General features: G+C 54.0%; 20 protein-coding genes. 3 read left to right on the top strand and 17 right to left on the bottom strand.

What is annotated here, in order from left to right; genetic code table 11:
• Positions 1–65 precede the first annotated feature (65 nt).
• The 11 genes from ACI2I2_RS11095 to flhD all read right to left on the bottom strand — a co-directional run bounded on the left by ACI2I2_RS11095 (position 66) and on the right by flhD (position 11,054).
• Positions 66–1,034, bottom strand: coding sequence for a spore coat protein U domain-containing protein (locus ACI2I2_RS11095; RefSeq protein WP_404658069.1), 969 nt, complete (start codon positions 1,032–1,034; stop codon positions 66–68).
• Between the two features lie 2 nt (positions 1,035–1,036).
• On the bottom strand, positions 1,037–3,424 hold the full coding sequence (locus ACI2I2_RS11100; protein WP_404657966.1) for a fimbria/pilus outer membrane usher protein: 2,388 nt from the start codon (positions 3,422–3,424) through the stop codon (positions 1,037–1,039).
• Positions 3,400–4,149 carry a molecular chaperone gene (locus tag ACI2I2_RS11105; protein WP_404657967.1) on the bottom strand — a complete coding sequence of 250 codons (750 nt, stop codon included), beginning with the start codon at positions 4,147–4,149 and terminating at the stop codon, positions 3,400–3,402. The genes ACI2I2_RS11100 and ACI2I2_RS11105 overlap by 25 nt, the downstream gene beginning before the upstream one ends.
• Before the next feature lie 16 nt (positions 4,150–4,165).
• Positions 4,166–4,714, bottom strand: a complete 549-nt coding sequence (locus tag ACI2I2_RS11110; RefSeq protein WP_404657968.1) for a spore coat U domain-containing protein — start codon at positions 4,712–4,714, stop codon at positions 4,166–4,168.
• An 8-nt stretch (positions 4,715–4,722) separates the two neighbouring features.
• Positions 4,723–5,292, bottom strand: a complete 570-nt coding sequence (locus ACI2I2_RS11115; protein WP_404657969.1) for a spore coat U domain-containing protein — start codon at positions 5,290–5,292, stop codon at positions 4,723–4,725.
• A 343-nt stretch (positions 5,293–5,635) separates the two neighbouring features.
• Positions 5,636–6,139: a chemotaxis protein CheW gene (gene cheW / locus ACI2I2_RS11120; RefSeq protein WP_404657970.1), complete on the bottom strand. Its 504-nt coding sequence runs from the start codon at positions 6,137–6,139 to the stop codon at positions 5,636–5,638.
• Positions 6,140–6,160: 21 nt separating this feature from the next.
• A complete protein-coding gene (gene cheA / locus ACI2I2_RS11125) occupies positions 6,161–8,176 on the bottom strand; it encodes a chemotaxis protein CheA (RefSeq protein ID WP_404657971.1) in 2,016 nt (671 codons plus the stop codon).
• A gap of 4 nt (positions 8,177–8,180) precedes the next feature.
• Positions 8,181–9,110, bottom strand: coding sequence for a flagellar motor protein MotB (gene motB / locus ACI2I2_RS11130; protein ID WP_404657972.1), 930 nt, complete (start codon positions 9,108–9,110; stop codon positions 8,181–8,183).
• Entirely contained in the window at positions 9,107–9,997 is an 891-nt protein-coding gene (gene motA / locus ACI2I2_RS11135) for a flagellar motor stator protein MotA (protein WP_404657973.1), read from the bottom strand. The genes motB and motA overlap by 4 nt, the downstream gene beginning before the upstream one ends.
• 125 nt (positions 9,998–10,122) lie before the next feature.
• The gene (gene flhC, locus ACI2I2_RS11140; RefSeq protein ID WP_404657974.1) at positions 10,123–10,701 is read right to left on the bottom strand and encodes a flagellar transcriptional regulator FlhC; all 579 of its coding nucleotides are present in this window, start codon (positions 10,699–10,701) and stop codon (positions 10,123–10,125) included.
• 2 nt (positions 10,702–10,703) lie between these two features.
• Complete coding sequence (gene flhD / locus ACI2I2_RS11145; RefSeq protein WP_217992672.1) at positions 10,704–11,054, bottom strand: flagellar transcriptional regulator FlhD; 351 nt, start codon at positions 11,052–11,054, stop codon at positions 10,704–10,706.
• A gap of 798 nt (positions 11,055–11,852) precedes the next feature.
• Here flhD and uspC point away from each other — a divergent pair.
• Positions 11,853–12,281, top strand: a complete 429-nt coding sequence (gene uspC, locus ACI2I2_RS11150) for a universal stress protein UspC (RefSeq protein ID WP_404657975.1) — start codon at positions 11,853–11,855, stop codon at positions 12,279–12,281.
• Between the two features lie 49 nt (positions 12,282–12,330).
• Here uspC and otsA read toward each other — a convergent pair whose 3' ends face one another.
• The 6 genes from otsA to ACI2I2_RS11180 all read right to left on the bottom strand — a co-directional run bounded on the left by otsA (position 12,331) and on the right by ACI2I2_RS11180 (position 19,166).
• The gene (gene otsA, locus ACI2I2_RS11155; protein WP_404657976.1) at positions 12,331–13,755 is read right to left on the bottom strand and encodes an alpha,alpha-trehalose-phosphate synthase; all 1,425 of its coding nucleotides are present in this window, start codon (positions 13,753–13,755) and stop codon (positions 12,331–12,333) included.
• A complete protein-coding gene (gene otsB, locus ACI2I2_RS11160; RefSeq protein WP_404657977.1) occupies positions 13,730–14,527 on the bottom strand; it encodes a trehalose-phosphatase in 798 nt (265 codons plus the stop codon). Before otsB ends, otsA begins: the two co-directional genes overlap by 26 nt.
• Before the next feature lie 162 nt (positions 14,528–14,689).
• Positions 14,690–15,670 (bottom strand): L-arabinose ABC transporter permease AraH, encoded by a 981-nt coding sequence (gene araH / locus ACI2I2_RS11165; RefSeq protein WP_404657978.1) that lies wholly within the window; start codon positions 15,668–15,670, stop codon positions 14,690–14,692.
• Between the two features lie 21 nt (positions 15,671–15,691).
• Positions 15,692–17,206, bottom strand: coding sequence for an L-arabinose ABC transporter ATP-binding protein AraG (gene araG / locus ACI2I2_RS11170; RefSeq protein WP_404657979.1), 1,515 nt, complete (start codon positions 17,204–17,206; stop codon positions 15,692–15,694).
• Between the two features lie 137 nt (positions 17,207–17,343).
• Positions 17,344–18,324: an arabinose ABC transporter substrate-binding protein gene (locus tag ACI2I2_RS11175; protein ID WP_404657980.1), complete on the bottom strand. Its 981-nt coding sequence runs from the start codon at positions 18,322–18,324 to the stop codon at positions 17,344–17,346.
• Positions 18,325–18,608: 284 nt separating this feature from the next.
• On the bottom strand, positions 18,609–19,166 hold the full coding sequence (locus ACI2I2_RS11180) for a DJ-1/PfpI family protein (RefSeq protein WP_404657981.1): 558 nt from the start codon (positions 19,164–19,166) through the stop codon (positions 18,609–18,611).
• 471 nt (positions 19,167–19,637) lie between these two features.
• Here ACI2I2_RS11180 and ACI2I2_RS11185 point away from each other — a divergent pair, with 471 nt between their 5' ends.
• Together ACI2I2_RS11185 and ACI2I2_RS11190 are read left to right on the top strand one after the other, a co-directional pair.
• Positions 19,638–20,141 carry a non-heme ferritin-like protein gene (locus ACI2I2_RS11185; protein ID WP_404657982.1) on the top strand — a complete coding sequence of 168 codons (504 nt, stop codon included), beginning with the start codon at positions 19,638–19,640 and terminating at the stop codon, positions 20,139–20,141.
• A 163-nt stretch (positions 20,142–20,304) separates the two neighbouring features.
• Positions 20,305–21,648: an anaerobic C4-dicarboxylate transporter gene (locus ACI2I2_RS11190; RefSeq protein WP_404657983.1), complete on the top strand. Its 1,344-nt coding sequence runs from the start codon at positions 20,305–20,307 to the stop codon at positions 21,646–21,648.
• Positions 21,649–21,684 lie beyond the last annotated feature (36 nt).

The raw sequence follows: 21,684 nt of genomic DNA on the forward strand, positions 1-21,684 counted from the left end.
TCATTAACGTGATAGCGGTGTTATCGGCACGTTGGCGGGGAACTTTACGTTAAGTCACCTTCTCATCAGAAAGCGATATCGACAATCAGCGTATCGGTGTAGCTCCCTGCGGGCGGGGTGTTCTGCCCTGTCAGCACTTTGGCTGTGTAGTTGTAAGTATTGACCGTGCCGTCGGCACTGACTGAACTGGCAGCACTGCTGGCCCAGCGGTCGGTGCCGGTTGGCCCCCAACGTGCGGACGTGCTGCCTTTATAGATGTCATAGCTCATCACATTACTGCCGCTGACCATATTGCGTACCGAGCCGCTGCCCGCATTCACCCCATTATTAATGCCAACGGTATACACGCTGCCTTTGGTGCAGGTAATGGCGACGGACTGCGAAACGGTGGGGAAATTGCTGACCAGCGGTGCGCTGCCGAAATTGACGTCCGGCGCGCTGATAGTGATGCAGTCATTGGTCACCGTCATGGTTAATACGGTGGTGACGGCCGTCGTACCTGTTTGTGGGGTGCCCAAACAAATCCCAACCAGACCGGTGGGACAAACGCTGTAGCTCACATTCACGGTGACCGACACCTGATACGACCCGGCGCTAACGCTCTGCCCGGCCACCGTACGGAAATAGACCGGCAGGGTATAACTCTTGGAACCTAACAAACTCAGCAACGTACTTCCGCTCCAGGTATAGGTTTGGCTGATAGGGGTTTCGGTGCTGTTCGAACAGGATGACGTGCCACACACACGAACAGGAATGGCATCCGTTACCGTTAAGTTGTCCGTGCGTTTCATCGCCGGACGCGTGCCGACGGTCGCACTGGCACTTTGCACATTCATTGAGACTGTGTCATTGGTCAGCAGATTCAAAATGGCGTCGCAGGTGACCACCAGATTCACGGAGGTCTGTTGCTCGGTGCTATTAACGGTAAAGGAGGAGAGCGAGCCAAACCCGCCGTTAGCAATCGTCACGTTACATACCGCCTGTAACGGCAAACTGACAAGCCACAACGCCAGCAACAACCCTAAACGGCGGATCATTATTTCACCTCCCGACACAGCAACGGCCCATAAGTCTGCAACTTATGATCTGGATTGGCGCGGATCGTAAGCGTGGTGCGGCACCGTTTTCCATCCGGGGTAATAACCGTCAGCGGGTTCACACTGGAGAGATTTTCAAGCCACGCAATACCGTCGTAACCCACAGGTGAATCGGGCAGCCCTTGACGAGACACCACGCTTGCCACTGGCAACGGTTTGTCTTGTTCATCATGCAGGACTACGCTGGCAACGCGCTCCTGTTCCATCGGAAATTCAATCAGATAGCCGCTGTTACGCCGTAACGCCACCCGCTGTTCGGTCTGTTTAAGCTGAGTATCGGCAGGCAAATCCAGCGCATTGATACTGTAATTGGCCGGATACCAGGCCGATACCCCGCTTATCAGCAAATAGCCTTTGTCATTGGTGCTGCCAATAGGCTGGTGTTCATAGCTGACCGGCACTTCAGGCTGCCCGTCGGTGCTGACCACCACAAAAGCATCGTTGATTTTGTTGGCCGCAAAAAGTTGCCCGTCCATTAACACCAGCGAGCCCATCGCTTCTCCCCACCAGGTCATCGCATCCTGTTCGCCATAGCCACCGCCCTGCAATTCGATATTGTTATTACGCCAGCCGAGCGTGGCCTGCTGGTAGTTGCTGCTCTGCGACTGACGTGCCCACGCCATATTCCAGCTGAAACCGCCGTCGGACGGCATGGTGTGGTTGTAGTTAATACGCTGAGTGCTGCCCAGATCCGGCGTATTTTCGGTGGTGACCGCCACGCTGTCGCGATCGCCAATCGGGATTTGCAGCGACAGCGCCACCGTCCAGTCACCGCGTTGCTGATCGCGGCTGGCGGCAAGATAAATACTGCTGGCACCCCATAAGCTGCGGCTCCACGACAGGTTCAGCAACTCGGTTTTCTGGCTGTCGAAACTCTTAACCCCAATCCACGCCGCCCCGAGGTTGCCGTAATCACCCATGTTCAGCGACAGCGAATACTGGTCGCTGCTCTGGCTCAGGCTGGCTATGGGGTTATTTTGGTCATCGTACAGACGTGGCTGGTCGTACAGCGCCAGGTTGCCGAAGGTTTTGTCACGATGAGTATGCTGGGTCACAAAGCTGAAAATGCCGGTGCTGTATTGATAGCCCCAGTTGATCTGCTGCCCGCCCTCGCCGTCCATCTGGCTGTGGGTGTAACTGCCGTTGACGATACCGAATTGCCCGAGCTTCACCAGCGCCCCCGCACCGCCAAGCGCCAGCGACTCAGCGCCTTCCGCATGTCCTTCCAGCGTCAAATAGTCATTGACGCCGTAGCGGTAAGTGCCGCTGCCCACCGCCGGGCCATAGTCAAAATTCTCGATGCCGTAATTACGACGAAGTGCGCCAAACGTTGCTGCACCGTCACTGAGCCCCGGTTTCAGCATTTCACTGGCGACATAAAAGGGCAGCGTGGTACTGACCTGCCGCCCGAGCGCATCGGTGGTCACCAGCACCGCGTTTCCGGCACCGTTGATGTACGGCAAGTTGGTCAGCGTGAACGGGCCGGGTTGCAGCTGCGTGGACCCCGCGCGATAGCCATCAATAAACAAATCTACCGATGTGGGCACTGCCGCATCGCCGGAAAAGGTCGGCAGCGGCCAGGTCACTAAGTCCGGCCTCACCGAAAAATCACGCCCGAATCGCACCCCGCCGACGCGAACGCTGTTGCTCCAGCTCAGCGCATCACTGATGGTGTCGCCGACATTCCATTCTGTCGCCGAGTCGTCATCGGTGTAGCTCAGCGTGGTGTCATAGCGAATGTAGCCGTCATCTAACTGCTCGCCTCCGCTCAGGCTTTGGCGCACATAGCCTGTGGAAGAGAGTGAATTTTTGCCACTAAAAAAGCGAAGCTCATGCCAGAGCGCCACCTGCCCTGCACCGTGCTCCGTCTGGCTGGTGTAGAAATCATAGTTGAACAACGCGCCGCTGCCTGCCTGCGGAACGGCACGTTTGGTGCCATCCTGAAACATGGCTTCTTTGGAGGCAAACCAGTCCGACGGCACCGTCAGCAACAAGCGCTGCCCGTTGCCGTCATACTCGGTTTTCATCGCCTCAATCGAGGAAAGATCCACTTCCCCGACAGGCAATTTTGCCGCAGGCAGCCCTGCACTTTGCAAATCTGCACTGGCGATATACCAGCGGCCGTCGCGCTGAGTCACGGGCACCACCTTCTGCGTATCGTAGTGGTTGATAACCAACCCAAGCTGATACACCGACTGTTTCTGAATCGCGTTTGCATCCGGTGGCGGCGGCAGAAGATCGTCCCCTGGCTCTGCATGACAAAGCCCTGAAGTGGAAAGCAGCAGGCACATGGCAATGTTCGTTAGTTGCCCGCGGCGGACTGCCATTTCGCGTCCTGTGCATTGACGGTGGCGCTAAGCTCAGTGGGGTGCGTCACGCCCGCCGGGAGCGCCCAGATTCGGGTTTGCCCTGGCAGCACATAGCCGAGTAACCCCGGCGCAACTTCCCGCTCGCTGCTGCCTTGTCGAACCGAGACGTTACTCAGGCGGACATGGACAAGATCGCGATTACGCACTTCAATTGCGGGTTTTCCGTCGAGAGCAGTGACACGCCAGCTAAGATTGTTCGGGCTCACCAGCACATGGTTTTCGCCTTCCGTCACCACCGGCATGCCCTGCCCGTAAACGAACAGAGGGATGGAGTAGCGCATCTGTAGTTTCAGTCCGATTTGTGGCTTGCTGGTGTCGGTCGGCTGGGGAATTTCATCAACAATAATGCGGTAGGCCTGCTCTTTGCCCTGTGGCACAGCCGCCTGCTTGATCAAGCGGATAAGCTGTTTCCCACCTTTATCAATCCTCAGGATCGGCGGGCTGGCGACCACGTCCTGCTGTTGCTGATAGCGCTCAAAGCCGCTTTCCTGCTGCCAGCGCACGATGCGAACCTGCATGGTGGTGGCGGTGGTTCCCTGATTTTCAATCCACAGTTCGGTGGCGTTTTTGTCGGCTGTCAGAATGGGATCGATAGGCCAGATAAGCACCGTTGCGGCGCTGTGAGCCTGCGGGGCAAAACAGATTGCGCAGAAAAAAGTCTGAGGCAGCCACCGTACATTCATGCTGTTTCTCCCTGTCTTACCATGACAACGTCACAGTGAGTTGATCGCTATAGGTTCCCGCCGGGCTGAACCCGGTCAGTTGCGCTGCGCCAAAAATCGTCAGCGCGATATTGTTACTGTTGCTGTAAGCCACGGAGACGCTCTGGTTGACGCCTATTTCACTGTTCGCCGCCAGCGAACTGCTGCTGTACAGGCGATACGGCACTCTTTCCGTGCCACCTGAACGCTGCATATTGCGAACCGTGGTGTAATTCTGCCCGCCGTTGATGCTCATGCTCAGCGCCACGCCGGGCGTACAAGCCAACAAGAGCGACGCATTCGGCACAAACTGGGTGCTCACCTGCCCCGTTTTTACCCCGCTGTAGCTACCAAAATTCAGCGAACCCATCGCCCCACCGCTGCCGGTGGCCACCGAACAGCCGGGCGTAATGGTGGCATTCACCTTGAATGACTGGGTGGTGACCGTCAGCGCCTGCACCGTTGGGCTGAACAGCAACGCAACGGGGAGCAAAAGGCGTAGCCAGCCCCGGGCTTCCCGCAGGAAGCCTGATGCACCCGAAGTCATAAGGGGTGTTAGTACGTGACGCTGACGTTAATTGTGTCGGTATACGTGCCCGGCACCACGGTTACGCTGTTGCCGCCGCCCTGAATTCGGCCATAAAGCGTGTAGTTATCTACGCCCCCGGTGGTCGAGGCAATCGGCAGTGGCGCACCGTTGGCCACCACATTGCTGTAGCCGCTGTCGCTGTAAAGGCTGTACGCCACCCCTTGCGCTGCGTTAGTGGTGTTGATCAGATAGCGAGCAGGCGTGCCCGGCGTGCCTATCACCGTGCCGGGCGCGGTGCTGTTGGCGTTACCGGTTATCTGTACCGTGTAACTGCTGGTTGTACATTGCACACTAAAACTGTTGCCGCCGCTGGCACCGGTGAGCTGGGTGGTCAACTGTGAGAAGGTCGCGGGATGAGTACCAAAATCCAGAGTACCGAAGTTGATCCCACTTTGGGTCGGCTGACCGTTAATCAGACACCCGTTAGTGAGCGTGAGGGTCGCAGCAATCGTCCCGCTGCTGGTCACCGCCTGCGCGCCTGATGACACCAGGGCCAGCAAACTTCCTGTCGCGATAAGAAGACGTAGTCTGTTCATCGGTCGTCTCCAGAGTCAGATGTCCTGGCGCTTTATTGTTTTGCGTCAGAAGGTTATCAGGCCCCGAAACGGGTGCCTTATCTGAAATCTAGTTCAGGAGATTTCATTCAACCAACTCAGGACGATAAATTAAGCCTTTTTCGCTATTTACATAAAAGTGATTATTTATCAGCAAATTGAAAGCAAAGCGGCAGGATAAAATGACACACTGCAAAGAATATATTGCTCTCGTTGTGATATTCATCACATAACGACAGAGGTGAGATATTAGCGGGGCTAATCAGCAATTAAGGAAGGGTAAATATGAGGGTAAATTCCCCCTGCACTCACAGGGGGAAATCAGTTACGCCGCGCTTACAGCCGCGCTGTCGAGCAGCGACATTTCTTCGCTGTTGAGCAGTTTTTCGATGTTCACCAGAATCAGCATCCGTTCACCGAGCGCGCCCAGGCCGGTCAGGTATTCGGTGGACAGCGTGACCGCAAATTCAGGTGCCGGGCGAATCTGTTCGGCGGCCAGTGAAAGCACATCAGAAACACCGTCGACCACAATGCCCACTACGCGCTGGCTGAGGTTCAGCACGATAACCACGGTGTTGTCGTTATATTCGACATCTTCCTGGCTGAACTTCACGCGCAGGTCGACAATCGGCACGATCACGCCGCGCAGGTTGGTCACACCTTTAATGAATGACGGTGTGTTGGCGATGCGAGTCACCTGGTCATAACCACGGATTTCCTGCACTTTCAGGATATCAATGCCGTACTCTTCATTCCCCAACGTGAAGACCAGAAACTCCTGGCCCGAGGGTTCGCCCGCCAGTTTTGCTACATTCGTCATACCGGTCATTTTTTTCCCTTCTTCTTGCAATCAGGCGGCGGTGTGCGCCACACGTTGTTCACGATTCAAACCCTGCAACGCCTGGACATCGACAATCAGCGCGACGCTGCCATCCCCGAGGATGGTCGCGGCAGAGATGCCCGGCACTTTGCGGTAGTTGCTTTCCAGATTTTTGACGACGACCTGATGCTGACCAATCAGTTGATCCACCAGCAGCGCGTAACGTCGACCTGCGCTTTGCAGGATAACCACGATGCCCTGAGTGGCTTCCGTTTTCGCCCCCTGAACATCAAACACTTTCCACAGCTCCACCAGCGGCAGGTATTCGCCACGCACTTCCAGCACGCGCTCGCCCCCCGCCAGAGGATGCAAATCTTCTTCGCGCGGTTGCAGCGATTCCATCACCGCATTCAGCGGCAGAATGAACACTTCACCGCTTACCTTGACGGACATACCATCCAGGATCGCCAGCGTCAGCGGCAGCAGAATACGAATGGTGGTGCCTGCGCCCTGCTTCGATTTGATTTCGACGTGGCCGCCCATCTCCTGGATATTCCGTTTCACCACGTCCATGCCGACACCGCGCCCGGAAACGTCGGTCACTTGTTCCGCTGTAGAGAAGCCAGGCGCGAAAATCAGCATCCCGACTTCTTCATCGGTCATATTTTCGTTGACCGCCATGCCCTGCGAAATCGCCTTCGCGAGAATGCGATCGCGATTGAGGCCAGCGCCATCGTCGGTGACTTCAATACAGATATTGCCGCCCTGATGCTCAGCGGAGAGGATCAGGTTGCCGACCGCAGATTTTCCGGCGGCGAGGCGGTTTTCTGGCGACTCAATACCGTGGTCGAGACTGTTACGCACCAGGTGCGTTAACGGGTCAATGATGCGTTCAATCAGGCTCTTATCGAGCTCAGTGGAGCTGCCCATCAGCGTCAGTTCCACCTGTTTGTTGAGCTTGCCCGCAAGGTCGCGCACCAGACGCGGGAAACGGCTGAACACGTATTCCATCGGCATCATACGAATCGACATCACCGATTCCTGCAAATCGCGGGCATTACGCTCCAGCTGGCCCATGCTGGTGATCAGGTCACCGTGCTCAACCGGATCCAGTTCGTTTGAACGCTGCGCCAGCATTGACTGAGTGATCACCAGTTCGCCGACCAGGTTGATCAGCTGATCGACCTTCTCAACGGCGACACGAATACTGGTGGATTCGCTCACCTTCGCCGGCTTTTCACGTTCGACGCGTGGCGAAGCAACGGTTTCTTTTGGCACGGCTTGGAGCACAGGTGCTGCTGGTGTTTCTACCACCGCAGGCGCGGCAGCTGTTTCGGCTACGGCCGTTGACGCGGTTTCAAATGCGATTTGATCGGCTTCGATGACAAAGCACAGCACCGCCACGATATCGTCCTGCGAGACGGCACCGTCAAGGTTGGCACTCAGCGAATCGGCGGTTTTCACCACCTGGCTGATTTGCGCCAGGTTGCTCAATTCTTCCTGCAGCATGTCCGGCTCACCGGCTTTCAGCCTTGAGAGCACGATGCGCAGTTGCCCTTCTGCGGCGACAGCTGCAACGGCGTTATCTTCCGCTTCGTCGCTTTCGACCACCGTCAGTTTTGCCCCAGCCGCAGCGGGCGTCAGGGCTTCGCCTTTCGCTTCCAGCGCCAGCTGGCGCAGGGCGTTACAGATGTATTCAAAGCTGGCAGCATCCGGCTCCTGCGAGCTTTTATAAGCATCGAGCTGTTCCTGCATAATGTCTTTCGTTTCCAAAAACAGGTTAATAATGTCGGTATTGAGCTGCATCTCACCGCGCCGTGCTTCGTCCAGCAGGTTTTCCATCAGGTGCGTGGTTTCCTGCAAAACGCTGAAGCCAAAGGTGCCTGCGCCGCCTTTTATCGAGTGTGCGGCACGAAAGATGGCGTTCAGTTGCTCTGAGTCAGGGGCTTCCGGTACCAGATCCAGCAGGTGCTGCTCCATATCCGCCAACAATTCGTCGGCTTCATCAAAAAACGTCTGATAAAAATCGCTGATATCCATACTCACGCTATCACCTCTGATCGGATTGTGGCGATCCAGTACTGACCGGGTTCGGCAGTGCGCCCGGCTGCTGTAATACGCTTAAAGGTTCGTTCTGACTTTCGGCGTTCTCGTTGAGGATCGCCGCTTCGGACTGGTGATTGAGCACCAGCAAACTAATCCGGCGGTTGATGGCATCATCGCCGCCGTGCGCCTGGAGTTTCATGGTGTTTGCCATGCCCACCACGCGGATCACTTTCCCGTCATCGAGCCCACCGGCAACCAGTTCCCGGCGCGAGGCGTTGGCGCGATCGGCGGAAAGCTCCCAGTTGCTGTACCCTTTGTCGCCGTTGGCGTACGGGTAATCGTCGGTATGCCCGGACAGGCTAATTTTGTTCGGGACTTCGTTCAGAATCGGGGCAATGGCGCGCAGGATATCGCGCATGTACGACTCCACTTCCGCGCTGCCGGTTTTGAACATCGGCCGGTTCTGACTATCGATAATCTGAATACGCAGCCCTTCCTGCACCAGATCGATTTTCAGGTACTGACGCAGAGCTTTTAATTTCGGGTCGGATTCAATCAGCTGATCCAGGTCACCGCGCACTTTCTTCAGGCGGTTCTGGTCCATGCGTTTTTTCAGCTCATCGATGTTCGGTTCTTTTTTCACTTCCCCCTGGCGCTGGGTGTAGTCATCGCCTCCACCAGGAATGGGGCTTTCGCTTTCTGAGATACGCGAGCCCCCCGTAACGGCTGTCGCCAGCGGCGTGCGGAAGTACTCGGCTATCTGGATAAGTTCTTTCGGGCTGGAGATAGAAATCAGCCACATCACCAGAAAGAAGGCCATCATCGCGGTCATAAAATCGGCGTAAGCAATTTTCCACGAGCCGTGAGCGCCCCCGCCATGGCTTTTATGCTTGCGCCGTCTGACGACGACGATTGGATGAGACTGATTTTTCATGCGTCCTCAGTCGTCGTCTGCTGCGCGGTTGGGTTACGGACGGCACGAACGTGCTCTTCCAGTTCGATGAACGAGGGGCGCTCGCTGGAGTAAAGCGTTTTACGGCCAAATTCCACCGCGATCGGCGGCGCGTAACCGTTCAGATTCGACAACAGCGTGATTTTGACGCACTGCATCATCTTGGTGGTTTCCGCACTTTTTTGACGCAGCACGGTTGCCAGCGGGGAAATAAACCCATAAGCCAGCAGAATACCGAGGAACGTACCCACCATCGCGTGGGCAATCATCGCACCCAGTTCTGCTGCAGGACGATCCGCAGAACCTAATGCGTGAACAACACCCATAACAGCCGCAACGATCCCGAAGGCTGGCAGTGAATCGCCCACTATCGCCAGGCTGTTGGCAGGCACTTCGCATTCGCTTTCGTGGGTTTCAATCTCTTCGTCCATCAGCGCTTCGATTTCGAAGGTATTCATGTTGCCGCTGATGATGAGACGCAGATAATCGACGATAAATTCCAGCATCACTTTGTCCGCCAGAATGCGCGGGTAGCTGGCAAAGATTTCGCTTTCGGTCGGGTTTTCGATGTCACGTTCCAGCGAGAACATACCTTGCTGACGTGACTTGGCCATCAGGCGATACAGCAGCGCCAGCAGGTCCATGTACATCGATTTGGTGTATTTTGAACGGCGAAACAGTAACGGCAGCGCTTTCAACGTGCTCTTGATGGCCTTCCCGTTGTTACCAACGATAAACGCCCCTATCCCCGCGCCGCCAATGATAATCAGTTCAGCAGGCTGATAGAGTGCCCCAAGGTGTCCGCCGGTGATTGCATAACCGCCGAAAACTGTACCAAGAACAACCAGGTAACCTAATAAGATAAGCACGACATCATCCTTCCGCTATTGATAAGCCCGGGACGAACGTCAGAACATTTCACCGAAGCGGCGGCAAAAAAAAAGCAGCGGACCTGCGTCCGCTGCTGGAGTGTTTTGCCACACCTGAATCTCGGTTAAACAGCTTGTTCTATCTGTTCATCCAGCAGTTGTGGTGTTATATCGGCACCTTCGCCGGAAAGTTTACGTCTTTTTACGGCTCGTGATGGCGGCTGGCAAAGACTGCACACAAAGCTCCCCACGGGTTGGTGAGCATGGGTAATGAAATTGCCGCCACAGCTGTTGCAACCGCTGAGTTCAAGCATGCCGCTCTCGACAAAGCGCACCAGCGTCCACGCACGGGTCAGCGCCAGAATCGGCCCATCTTCCTGCTGCGGACACTGCTCGAGATACAGACGATAGGCTTTAATCACCGCATCAACGCCAGTACACAGACCCGTTTTCAGCAGATACTGCCAGGCATTACAGAACATGGAGGAGTGAATGTTCTGTTCCCAGGTCATAAACCAGTCGGTGGAGAACGGCAGCATGCCTTTCGGCGGAGGACTGCCGCGAAGCTCTTTGTACAACTTGATGAGGCGGCCGCGACTGAGTTGCGTTTCGCTTTCGAGCATCTGCAGACGCGCGCCCAGCGTTATCAATTCCATTGCCAGTTGTATGTCGCGGGCTTCCTGAACAATGCTTTTTTCGCTCATGATCAGGCCCTTTTCTTCCGTGCAGAACCGTCTGCGAGGCTGGCTTCCTTCAGTAAGCGGGTCGAGAGCAGAATACCGGTGTGAATTTGCTGCAGATCGTCCACTCGCGACTCCTGCGTGAGTCGGGTGATCGTCTGGTGGCTGTCGAAGCGGAACTGACAGACCAACTGGTTGGTCTCCGCTAATTTAACCATTTGAGGCAGTGTCAGTTCGCCAAGCGTGGTGGCCATCTCTTCGTTGATGCCGAGACGGAACATAGCAGAGGCTTTGTCCTGACTAATCAAACGCTGTGCAAGTAATAAATAGGACAAATTAATGTCATAGATATGCTTTAGCAACTCGGATGTATGCATTTTTCCCATCCCGAATAACCAACCATTATTTTATGCGGTAACACCCGCACCCCGTGATGTCGCCGGGAAAAAACCCGGTAAAAAAAAAGAAACGGCCAAATGCATAGTTGACTTAGGTAGAGCTTCCCTGCGCACTGCAAGGTCATCTGCACGTGTGTGAAGATAACCCTGCAATTTTAAACAATTCTTACAATTGACTAAGATTTTTCCTAATTCGACGCAACTCTACTCGCCAGTTCTGACACATACAACGTGGCTTTAGCGTAAATTTGAAAATTATGTGATAGATGTCACATAATTTAGGTGAATGATAACACTAAATCCATCAGTTACAATTGTGAGTTGTTGTTTTTTTATTCAATCGCACCGCTTTTCTATTCCTGGTTTTTGAATAAACACCCTGAACACATTTTGTTGCTTCTTTTTTAAACAGGAAAAACAACTTGCCCGTGCGCGATATAAAAACGTTCAGAACACCTGAAGAGTAATAAAAAGTAAGCCTTGTAAAACAGACAGTTATCCATTCAGTTTTTCATGATGATTACGCAGAGTAATAATTTCAATTTTGTTAGTTTTAATGTGAAATAGGTTGCAAAATTATTATTTAATTTTTCAATTTAAGATAAGTGCGTAAAAATTCAGTAAAACGGGCTGTCAAGGGATATTCTTCACATAAGAATAATTAATGAATATTCGAAGCAACTCACATTTCCTGCTGATGGCCCCTCTTGCAGCCGATGCAGAAACGGAGTAATACCAGGTCATGGGCGTTTTTTCGTCGAACAGGAAGGAGGCAGGATGACCTACTCACATTTGCTGGTTGCTGTTGCACCGACACCGGAAAGTCGAAAGCTCGTCAGTAAGGCCGTGTCGATTGCGCGCCCTATCAATGCGCGCATCAGCCTCATCACCTCTGCCGCTGACCCGGAAATGTACAATCAGTTTGCTGCGCCGATGCTCGAAAACCTGCGCGAAGTGATGCAGGAAGAAACCCGTCAGTTCCTCAATGACTTAATCGCGCACGCCGATTACCCCGTCACCCACACACGCATCGCCTGTGGCGAATTAAGCGAGCACATCAAAGAGTTCTGCCAGAAGCAGCAGGTCGACCTGGTTATCTGCGGGAATCACAATCAAAGCTTTTTTTCACGCGCAACCTGTGCGGCGAAAAATGTGGTGGGTAACAGCGGAGTGGATGTTCTGCTGGTTACACTCGAAAACGAGTGACCGACTGAAAAAGTGCCCGGCATCCCTCACCGGGCGCACTTCTTGTTTATCACGCCAGTTTTGGAAAAGCCGCGACTTTATTCTGCATTCGACTCTCCTCACTGCGCGGCGTTATCTGCTTTAGATCGTCAATAAACCGCGCCTGCCAGTGATAGATATCATTCTGTTTAATCACCTCCAGCATCTCCGCATGGCGCGATATCCGCTCGGTCAGAGGCATGGTTAGCGCCCTGTCCAGCGCGGCGGCGACTTCATCGCGGTCATACGGATTAACTATCAATGCTGACGTGAGTTCATTAGCTGCGCCGGCAAATTGCGACAACACCAGCACGCCAGGATTTGCCGGATCTTGTGCAGCGACATATTCTTTCGCCACCAGATTCATCCCGTCTCGCAACGGTGTCACCAGACCCACATCAGAGTAACGGAACACTTTCATCAGCAGCTTTCGGTCAAAGTGCTGATTGAGGTAATACAGCGGTGTCCAGCCAAGCTGGCCATATTGGCCGTTAATCCTGCCTGCGGCGTTTTCCAGCTGATGACGGATGTCCTGATAGGCCTGCACATCCCCGCGCGAGGTCGGCGCAATCTGGGTATAGCGAATTTTGCCGTGGTGCTGTGGGTACTTCTCCAGCAGCGCCTCATAAGCCTGGAAGCGCTCCGGCAGCCCTTTCGAGTAGTCCAGACGTTCCACGGAGAAGATGTTCTGCACGCTTTTCAGCTCGGCTTTCAACTGCGCCAATTTTGGCGGCAGCGGCCCTTCAGCCTGACGGGCGATTTCGTCCGGATCGATGCCAATAGGATAAACGGCTGTGCGGAACGTTCTTCCCCACGCATTATGCGTTTTGCTGCCACGGCTGGTCAGGCGCGTCTGGCTGGACACGCAATCAAGAAAAGCCAGCCTGTCGTTCTCGGTCTGGAAGCCCAGCAGGTCGTAATCGCAAAGCTGTTCCAGCAGTTCAGCATGCGTCGGCAATGCGTTAAACACTTCCGGCGTTGGAAAAGGAATATGTAAAAAGAAGCCGATGCGGTTATTGACGTCGCGTTTGCGCAGTTCACTGGCGAACGGCAGCAAATGGTAGTCATGCACCCAAAGCGTGTCGTCGGGTTTCACAAGTGGAAGCAGTTTTTCTGCAAGGGTTGCGTTGACGCGCAAATACCCTTCCCACGCTTCACGCTGGAAGTTCACCAGATCCAGACGATAGTGAAACGCAGGCCACAATACGGCATTGGAGAACTGGTTGTAGTAGAGATCGTGATCTTTCTCTTCCAGGTTAAACGAAGCCCAGGTGATGTTGCCTTTCGTCACCTTCTTTAACGGCTTGTCTTGATCGCCAATCTCACCGCTCCAGCCAAACCACAGTCCACCTGCGGCTTTAAGCGCTCCCAGTACACCGACCGCCAGCCCACCTGCGCTGGTTTTTTTATCATCCGGCGGTGCAATACGATTAGATACTACGACTAAGCGACTCATAGCCATCTCTCCTGTCTGTTAGCGCGGGTCTCTCTTGTTGTACGAGTTGTTGCAGCCACGCGTGGGTGTCCGCCACGCGAGCTAATCGCCAGTGGGCGAGCGTTTCCCCTGGCCCGACTTTAACTGAAACGCCGCCAGCCTGATTCACTACCTCAAAACCGGCTTCGTCCGTCAGATCATCGCCGACAAATACAGGGGTTCGCCCACGGAAAGGCTCTTCTTGCAGAAAAGCGGCGATGGCTGCACCTTTATGAATTCCGGCCGGTTTTATCTCTACCACACATTTACCCGGCTGCACGGCTAACCCGTCGAAACGAGCAACAGCCTGTTCGGCCAGCTGTTCGATAGCCTGCTGATGCTGAGGAGCCTGGCGATAATGCAGCGCAAAGGCCATGCCCTTGTTCTCCAGCTCGCAGCCCGGCATGGCTGACATCGAATCAACCAGCCATTGATGAAGCGTCCCGGCGAGCGTTTCAGGCAAGGTGACAATATGATCCTGACCCTTGATATCACGGCGTTCAGCTCCGTGGACTCCCGCTAGCGGGAAACGGTACGGAGCGGCGAGCGCGTCAAGCTCAGCCATTGAGCGCCCTGAGATCAAGGCCAGCGCCCCACTCTGCTGCTGCGCTAACTGGTGTAGCGCCGTTCGAGTAGGTTCGGGGATGGATACCTGATCGGGATGCGGTTTCAGCTCGGCAAGCGTGCCATCCAAATCAAAGAAAAAAGCGTAATTTCCGCACAAAACCGGCGGAGCGGTTAACGGGTCTGTCACCCTGTCTACCTCCTGACATTGACTCAATTTCGGCTAATGTTAATCAAACGTTAGCAGTGTAAGTATAGACAGTGTGACCGGGCTCGCCATTTTAAACGGAAAACGCCAGCGGAATTCGGCGCTGGCGTTGGGTTAGGATTACACTTAAAAGTTGGGGATAAATCAGGCCACGCGCTTCGCTTTTTGTTTGTAACGGTCGAAGATAACCGCTGCGAGTAATATCAAACCACGCACCACATATTGCGAGAACGGCGAGATGTTCAGCAGGTTCATGGCATTTTCCACTGTGCCGAGGATCAGGATGCCCGCCACCACGTAGGAAATCTTGCCGATGCCGCCCTTGAGCGACACACCGCCCAACACACAAGCCGAAATCACAATCAGCTCATAGCCAATCGAGGTCATCGGCTGGCCACTGGTCATACGCGAAGCCAGAATTATCCCTGCCGCCGCCGACACCAGCCCTGACAGCACGAAGATAATGATTTTGGTCCGCACCACCGGCACCCCCGCAAGTCTTGCCGCTTCTTCGTTGCCACCAATTGCCAGCGTATTACGCCCAAAAGTGGTTTTGTTGAGCAACAGGCCGAAGAGGATTAAACAGCCAACTGTCAGCCAGATAGGCGCTGGCAAACCCAGCCAGTTGGCGTAGCCCAGGGTGAAGAAACGCTCGTCTTCAATCCCGACCGCTTTACCGTCAGAAATGATATACGCCAGCCCACGCACAATTTGCATCGTCGCAAGCGTAGTAATGAGCGCGTTAATTTTCAAACGGGCGATGACGAATCCGTTGATTAACCCGCTTACCGCGCCAAGCAGCAGCCCGGCAAAAACGCCTAACCACAGGCTTTCGGAGACGTTAATCACCACCGCCGTGGTCACGCCAGCACAGGCAATCACCGAGGCAACGGACAAGTCAAAATCGCCAGAAGCGAGACAAAATAGCATGCCGCACGCCACCATCCCGGACATTGAAATGGCGAGGCCAAGCCCCTTCATATTGATAAAGCTGGCAAAGTTAGGCACGAAGATGGCGCAGACGATAAACAACACGGCAAACACCACCAACATGCCGTACTGATCCCAGATGCGTCCCAGACTGAACGAATTCCGGCGTACGCCGGGCGTTGTGACAGATGACATGGTTCTCTCCTTCTCAGGCAATCAGGCGACGGCCTGGGTTGTTTTCGGCATCGCCAGGCTTAACGCCTGTTGTTCATTTGCGGTCTGGTGCATCAGTTCCCCGGCGATTTCGCCTTCACGCATCACCAGGATGCGGTCAGCCACACCGAGCACTTCGGGTAAATCGCTGGAGGCAAACAACACCGCCACACCGGACGCGGCGAGCGCATAAATGACGTTATAGATTTCGTGCTTAGCGCCGACATCAATGCCGCGCGTCGGTTCGTCCAGCAAAATGACTTTCATCTCCTCAGACAACCAGCGCCCGAGGATCGCTTTTTGCTGATTGCCGCCGGACAGATTCATGATCAGCTGTTCCGCGCCAGGCGTTTTGATATTCAGCGACTGAATGTGGTGCTCCGCATTACGGGCTTCCCACTCTTTATTGATAAGCCACCCGGCATGAATGTGTTTGCGACGAGCGCTGATGTTGATGTTGTCTCGCACCGAGTGAACCGGAATGATGCCGTCGGCTTTGCGGTCTTCCGGGCAGAGCATCATGCCTGCGCGAATGGCGTGTGCGGGTTTCTGAATGTTCACCTGCTGTCCGTCGATAAACACTTCACCCTCGGTAATCCTTGTGCCGCCGAACAAACCTTTCATCAATTCACTGCGCCCTGCACCCACCAGACCGAACAGGCCGACGATTTCACCGCTCCTGACGCTAAGGCTGACAGGCTGGCGAACGCCCGGCGCTTTGACGTTATTCAGGCGTAACCTTTCGGCCCCGTATTCACGAGGCTGCCAGCCGTAAATATCGCCAATCTCACGCCCCACCATCGCCTGCACCAGTTGGTCGTGATTGACCTGCTGCATGTCGTCGAACGTGCAAACGTAGCGACCATCTTTGAACACAGTGATCGCATCGCTAAGCGCAAAAATTTCCTCCATGCGGTGCGAGACATAAATGATGACGCGCCCTTCTTTACGCAGTTCACGGATGACACGGAACAGATTTTCTATTTCACGCGCCGACAACGAACTGGTCGGTTCGTCAAACGCAATCACTTTGGCGTTACGGGCCAGCGCTTTGGCGATTTCCACCATCTGCCATTGCCCAATGGAGAGATACTTCAACGGCGTTTGCGGATCGATATCCAGCCCAAGGTGCTGAAGCTGTAGCCCGGCTTCATAGTTGAGCAGCGAGCGATTGACGATCCCCCCTTTATGCGGCAACTGGCCGAGATAGATGTTTTCCGCCACCGTCATTTCCGGCACCAGATGCAGTTCCTGATAAATGATGGCAACCCCAGCGTCAAGTGCGGCCGTTGTATCAGGAAAACTCACGTCTTCGCCGCGCAATGCCAGCGTGCCGCCGGTTGGGGCGTAATTGCCGCTGAGGATTTTCAGCAGTGTGGATTTCCCGGCACCGTTTTCCCCCATCAGCGCATGCACTTGCCCGGCATAACAGTCGAAGCTGATGTCGGTCAGGGCTTTCACGCCGGGGAAGGTTTTGCTGATGCCGCGAAATGAGAGATAAGGCTGTGACTGTTGCATAGGCACTCCAGAAAACGCGAATTCACTTCTGTACGTCTTTTTTTGTCGGGTGGCGCTTCGCTTACCCGACCGACTAAGTCAAAAGATGGCGCCGGTCCGTAGGCCCGGTAAGCGTCAGCGCCACCGGGCAATTCAAATCACAGACCTTTCTTCGCCAGCTCGGCTTTGAAGTTATCGCGGGTAATCAGAACCACATCGGTGACCGCGGTGAACTTCGGTGGCTCAGCGTCTTTCTGTACCCAGTTGTAGAGCATTTCACTGGTTTTATAACCGTGAACGTCCGGGCTCGGCAGCAGTGAGCCGTAGAAACCGGTCGCCTGGGCTTTAGAAAGCTCATTCACCGCATCCACGCCGTTGATACCAATACCGATAACATCAGCCGCTTTGAAGCCCTGCCCTTCGGTGGCACGGACTCCACCGAGCACGGTGTTGTCATTCATGCCCAGCACCAGCCAGTGTTTCACACCCGGATGCTGCACCAGCAGGGAGTTACCGGCATCAAACGCGCCCGGAATATCGTTGGATTTGGTCGGTACTTTGTAGATTTGTGCTTCAGGGAAGCCTGCTTTTTTCAGCGCGTCCATGGAGCCGGTGGTGCGGCGGCGCGCGGTATCAAGCTCATCCGCAGTGATCGCCATAACGCCAGTGTCTTTCACATCCCAGCCGCGTTTTTGCATTTCTTTGTAGAGCTCATCACCCTGACGCGCACCGATTTCGCTGGCCGCCATCATCACCAACGGCACCGTGTCCATTGGCTTGCCTTTGGCGTTGACGAACTGATCGTCCACGGTGATGACTTTCATGTCATAGCTGCGGGCTTTGGCCATGATGGCAGGCCCGAGTTTCGGATCTGGCGTGCAGATAACGAAACCTTTGGCCCCGTTTGCCGCCAGGCTGTCGATGGCATTCAGGGTTTTCTCACCATCCGGCACGGCGATTTTAATGACGTCAAACCCGAGATCTTTGCCTGCTTTATCAGCGAAACGCCATTCCGTCTGGAACCACGGTTCTTCTGGCTGCTTGACCAGAAAACCCAGTTTCATCGTTTCAGCGATAGCCGATTGTGACATAACCGCGGCCAGGCCGATGGCCGCCAGCGCTTTAGTGAATTTGTGCATGGTTAACTCCAGCTTTAATGTTCTTTTTCGTAGGGGAAATTCAAACTCATTCTATTTATCAGCAGTAAAACAATGCATTAGCGGTTTCGCTTTGGAGAGCAGTTACGCTGAGACATTAATAGCGGGAAATTAATTATCCATAGGAGAGCGCCATCACACCGCAGAATTACAGTGATCGCGTGCATATATTTAGCGGGAAATGACATAAAGAAAGGGCGAATTGTCAGACAATTCGCCCAGGGGTTAGCAGAATACTCTATATCAACAGTCAGTGAATCCTTATCTCACCAGCGATAATAAATATGATCGGCATGATCACGAACCGCAGCTTCATCCCCCAGTAATCTGGCGGCGACGGTAAAGGCAAAATCAAACACGTGACCAAACCCTTTGCCGCTGATCAAATTGCCGTCTTCCACCACGGGTGCATCCACATACTCGCCATCGCGAACGTCCTGCCAGAGATCGCCTGAGCACACATAACGGCGTCCTTTCAGCAAATCATTACCGCCCAATACGCGTGCAGCAGCAGAACAGATAGGGCAAATCAATTTTCCCGCCGCATCGTGGGTAGCCACAAAATCGATAACCGCGGGATCAGCAGCCAGATTCACACTGCCTTGCGGCCCGCCGGGCAGGACGACTGCGTCATACAGTGCGCCGCTGCGTTCCGCGAGGGTGCAATCCGCTACCATGGGAATATTGTGATAGCTGGTGACACCGCGCGAATCCGCGCAGGAGAGCGTCTCCACTTCCAGATTCAGGCGGCGCAGAATGTCGATAGTGACAATGGCTTCCCCTTCTTCAAATCCAGGTGCCAACAGCACCGCGACCTTTTTCATTTACTTCTCCTTAAAATCAATTTTTTTGAGCTTCTGTTTTTTAAGCATTTCGTAAAAAGATGATCTACTGCAATTTAAGCCCGGATTAACATTACAGGTACTAGTATTAATAACATCAGCAAATCCCCCTTTCGCAGCATTAATATTATTGAATGCTAGCGGGATCGCAGTTTTTCAACAAAAAGAGTAATGCAATTCACTTAAACATCATACTGTTGAAACGGTTTTTCCTGGTGAAACCTTCCCTAAATTCGAGTTAATTCAGCTTTCATGTAACGAACCGTAAATAATAACAGCCAGGAGTTTTCTTATAGAAAATCCAGGCGTATTCTTGAAACGGTCAGGACAGTGAATATCGTAGTGACCATCCATAAATGTGAATGCTGAATAGCGCAAGCTTCTGTCGTCGTGTGAACGGCTGTTCTGCGGTAATCAGCAGAGTTCGTTTCTTCAGGATATAAGGATATGACTATGGCTGTTCCAGGAATGGTTCAAAAGCTCAACACCCAGATGAACCTTGAATTCTGTGCTTCTAATTTGTACCTGCGTCTGAGCGAATGGTGCTCCGAACATAAACTGACAGGGACCGCCACGTTTCTGCGCTCCCAGGCTCAGGCTAACGTCACCCAAATGATGCGCGTGTTTGATTTCATGAAAAAAGCAGGCGCTTATCCGGTGGTAAAAGCCACGCAGCCCAGTGATGAACAGTGCGCTACCCTTGAAGATCTGTTTCTGCAAACGCTGGAAGAACATCACCAGCGCAGCCGTACCCTTTCGGCATTAACCCTCGAAGCGAAAGCGATGCAGGACGACACGACCCTGCATTTTTTAAACGCCCTGGAAAAAGAGCAACTGCAGGATGGCATTCTGCTGCAAACCATCCTTGATGAAGTCCGCAGCGCCCATAAAGCAGGGCTCTGTATGCATCAGACCGATCAGCATCTGCTCAACGTCGTGAACCAGCAGCAGCACTGACCTCCTCAGGGCGGCGAGCGTCGCCCGCATCATCTTCCAGTTGTTAACGAAATGTACACAACAGGTTGTTTTTACAGCTTTTTGTAAATCCGATCTGCCTCTCAGTGAATATCATCACTAAATGTAATGATTTACCTTTCTTTATGGATGAGACAGGTGAGTCATGATTACGCTTGAGTTTGTTGTCATTATTTTGTGCCTGCTGGCAGGAACCCGGTTCGGCGGGATGGGCCTTGGGCTTATCAGCGGTATCGGTTTATTTATCCTCTGTTTTGTTTTCGGGCTGGAGCCAGGAAAGCCGCCAGTGGATGTCATGTTGACCATTCTGGCGGTGATCGGCTGTGCGGCCACGCTGCAAACGGCCGGAGGCCTGAACGTGATGATGCAGTGCGCGGAAAAACTGCTGCGCAAACATCCTCAGCACATCACGCTGCTCGCCCCTTTCACCACCTGGACGCTGACGTTTTTGTGCGGCACCGGGCATGTGGTGTACACCATGTTTCCGATCATCGCTGATATCGCGCTGAAAAAAGGCATTCGCCCGGAACGCCCGATGGCCGTGGCTTCCATTGCCTCTCAAATGGCGATTACCGCTTCGCCTGTTTCTGTTGCTGTGGTGTCGCTGGTGTCGATTTTGGGCGCTCAGCATGGCATCGGGCACGCATGGAGCATTCTGGAGATCCTCGCCATTTCCGTGCCCGCTTCGCTGTTTGGGGTTGCCATTGCTGCGCTGTGGAGTTTACGTCGTGGTAAGGATCTGGCGGATGACCCGGAGTTTCAGGCAAAAATCAGTGACCCGAAGCAAAAAGAATTTATCTACGGCAGCAGTGAAACCCTGCTCGACCAGCGTTTCAATAAAGAAGCGTATTGGTCGACCTGGATTTTCTTCGCCGGGATCTTATTCGTGGTGCTGCTGGGTGCCTTCCCGGGGTTACGCCCTGCCTTTGAGGTGAAAGGTAAACTGGCACCGCTGTCGATGAACCTGGTGATTCAGATGATGATGCTGATTGCCGGGGCAGTGATGCTGGTCGCCTGTAAGGTCAACGCCGCCAGCATTTCCAGTGGTGCGGTGTTTAAAGCCGGGATGGTGGCTATCTTCTCCGTTTTCGGCGTGGCGTGGATGAGTGATACCTTTTTCCAGTCGCACTTGCCCGAGCTCAAAATGGCGCTGGAAGGTGTGGTGAAAAGCCATCCGTGGACGTATGCGATTGTGCTGTTTTTGGTTTCAAAGCTGGTGAACAGCCAGGCCGCTGCACTCACTGCCGTTGCGCCGATGGGCCTGATGCTGGGCGTAGAGCCGAAGATGCTGATAGCCTTCTTCCCTGCGGCTTATGGCTATTTTGTGTTGCCAACTTATCCCAGCGATTTGGCGTGCATTGGCTTTGATCGCTCCGGCACCACGCGCATCGGTAAATTCATCATCAACCACAGCTTTATTATTCCAGGATTGATTGGCGTGAGCTGCGCCTGCGTCGCCAGCTATCTGCTGGTTGAAACGTTCTTCTGACCCCCCACAATGCAAAACGGCGCAGAGTGCGCCGTT

It is taken from the genome of Scandinavium sp. NPDC088450 (assembly GCF_044900545.1).
GTDB lineage: Bacteria > Pseudomonadota > Gammaproteobacteria > Enterobacterales > Enterobacteriaceae > Scandinavium.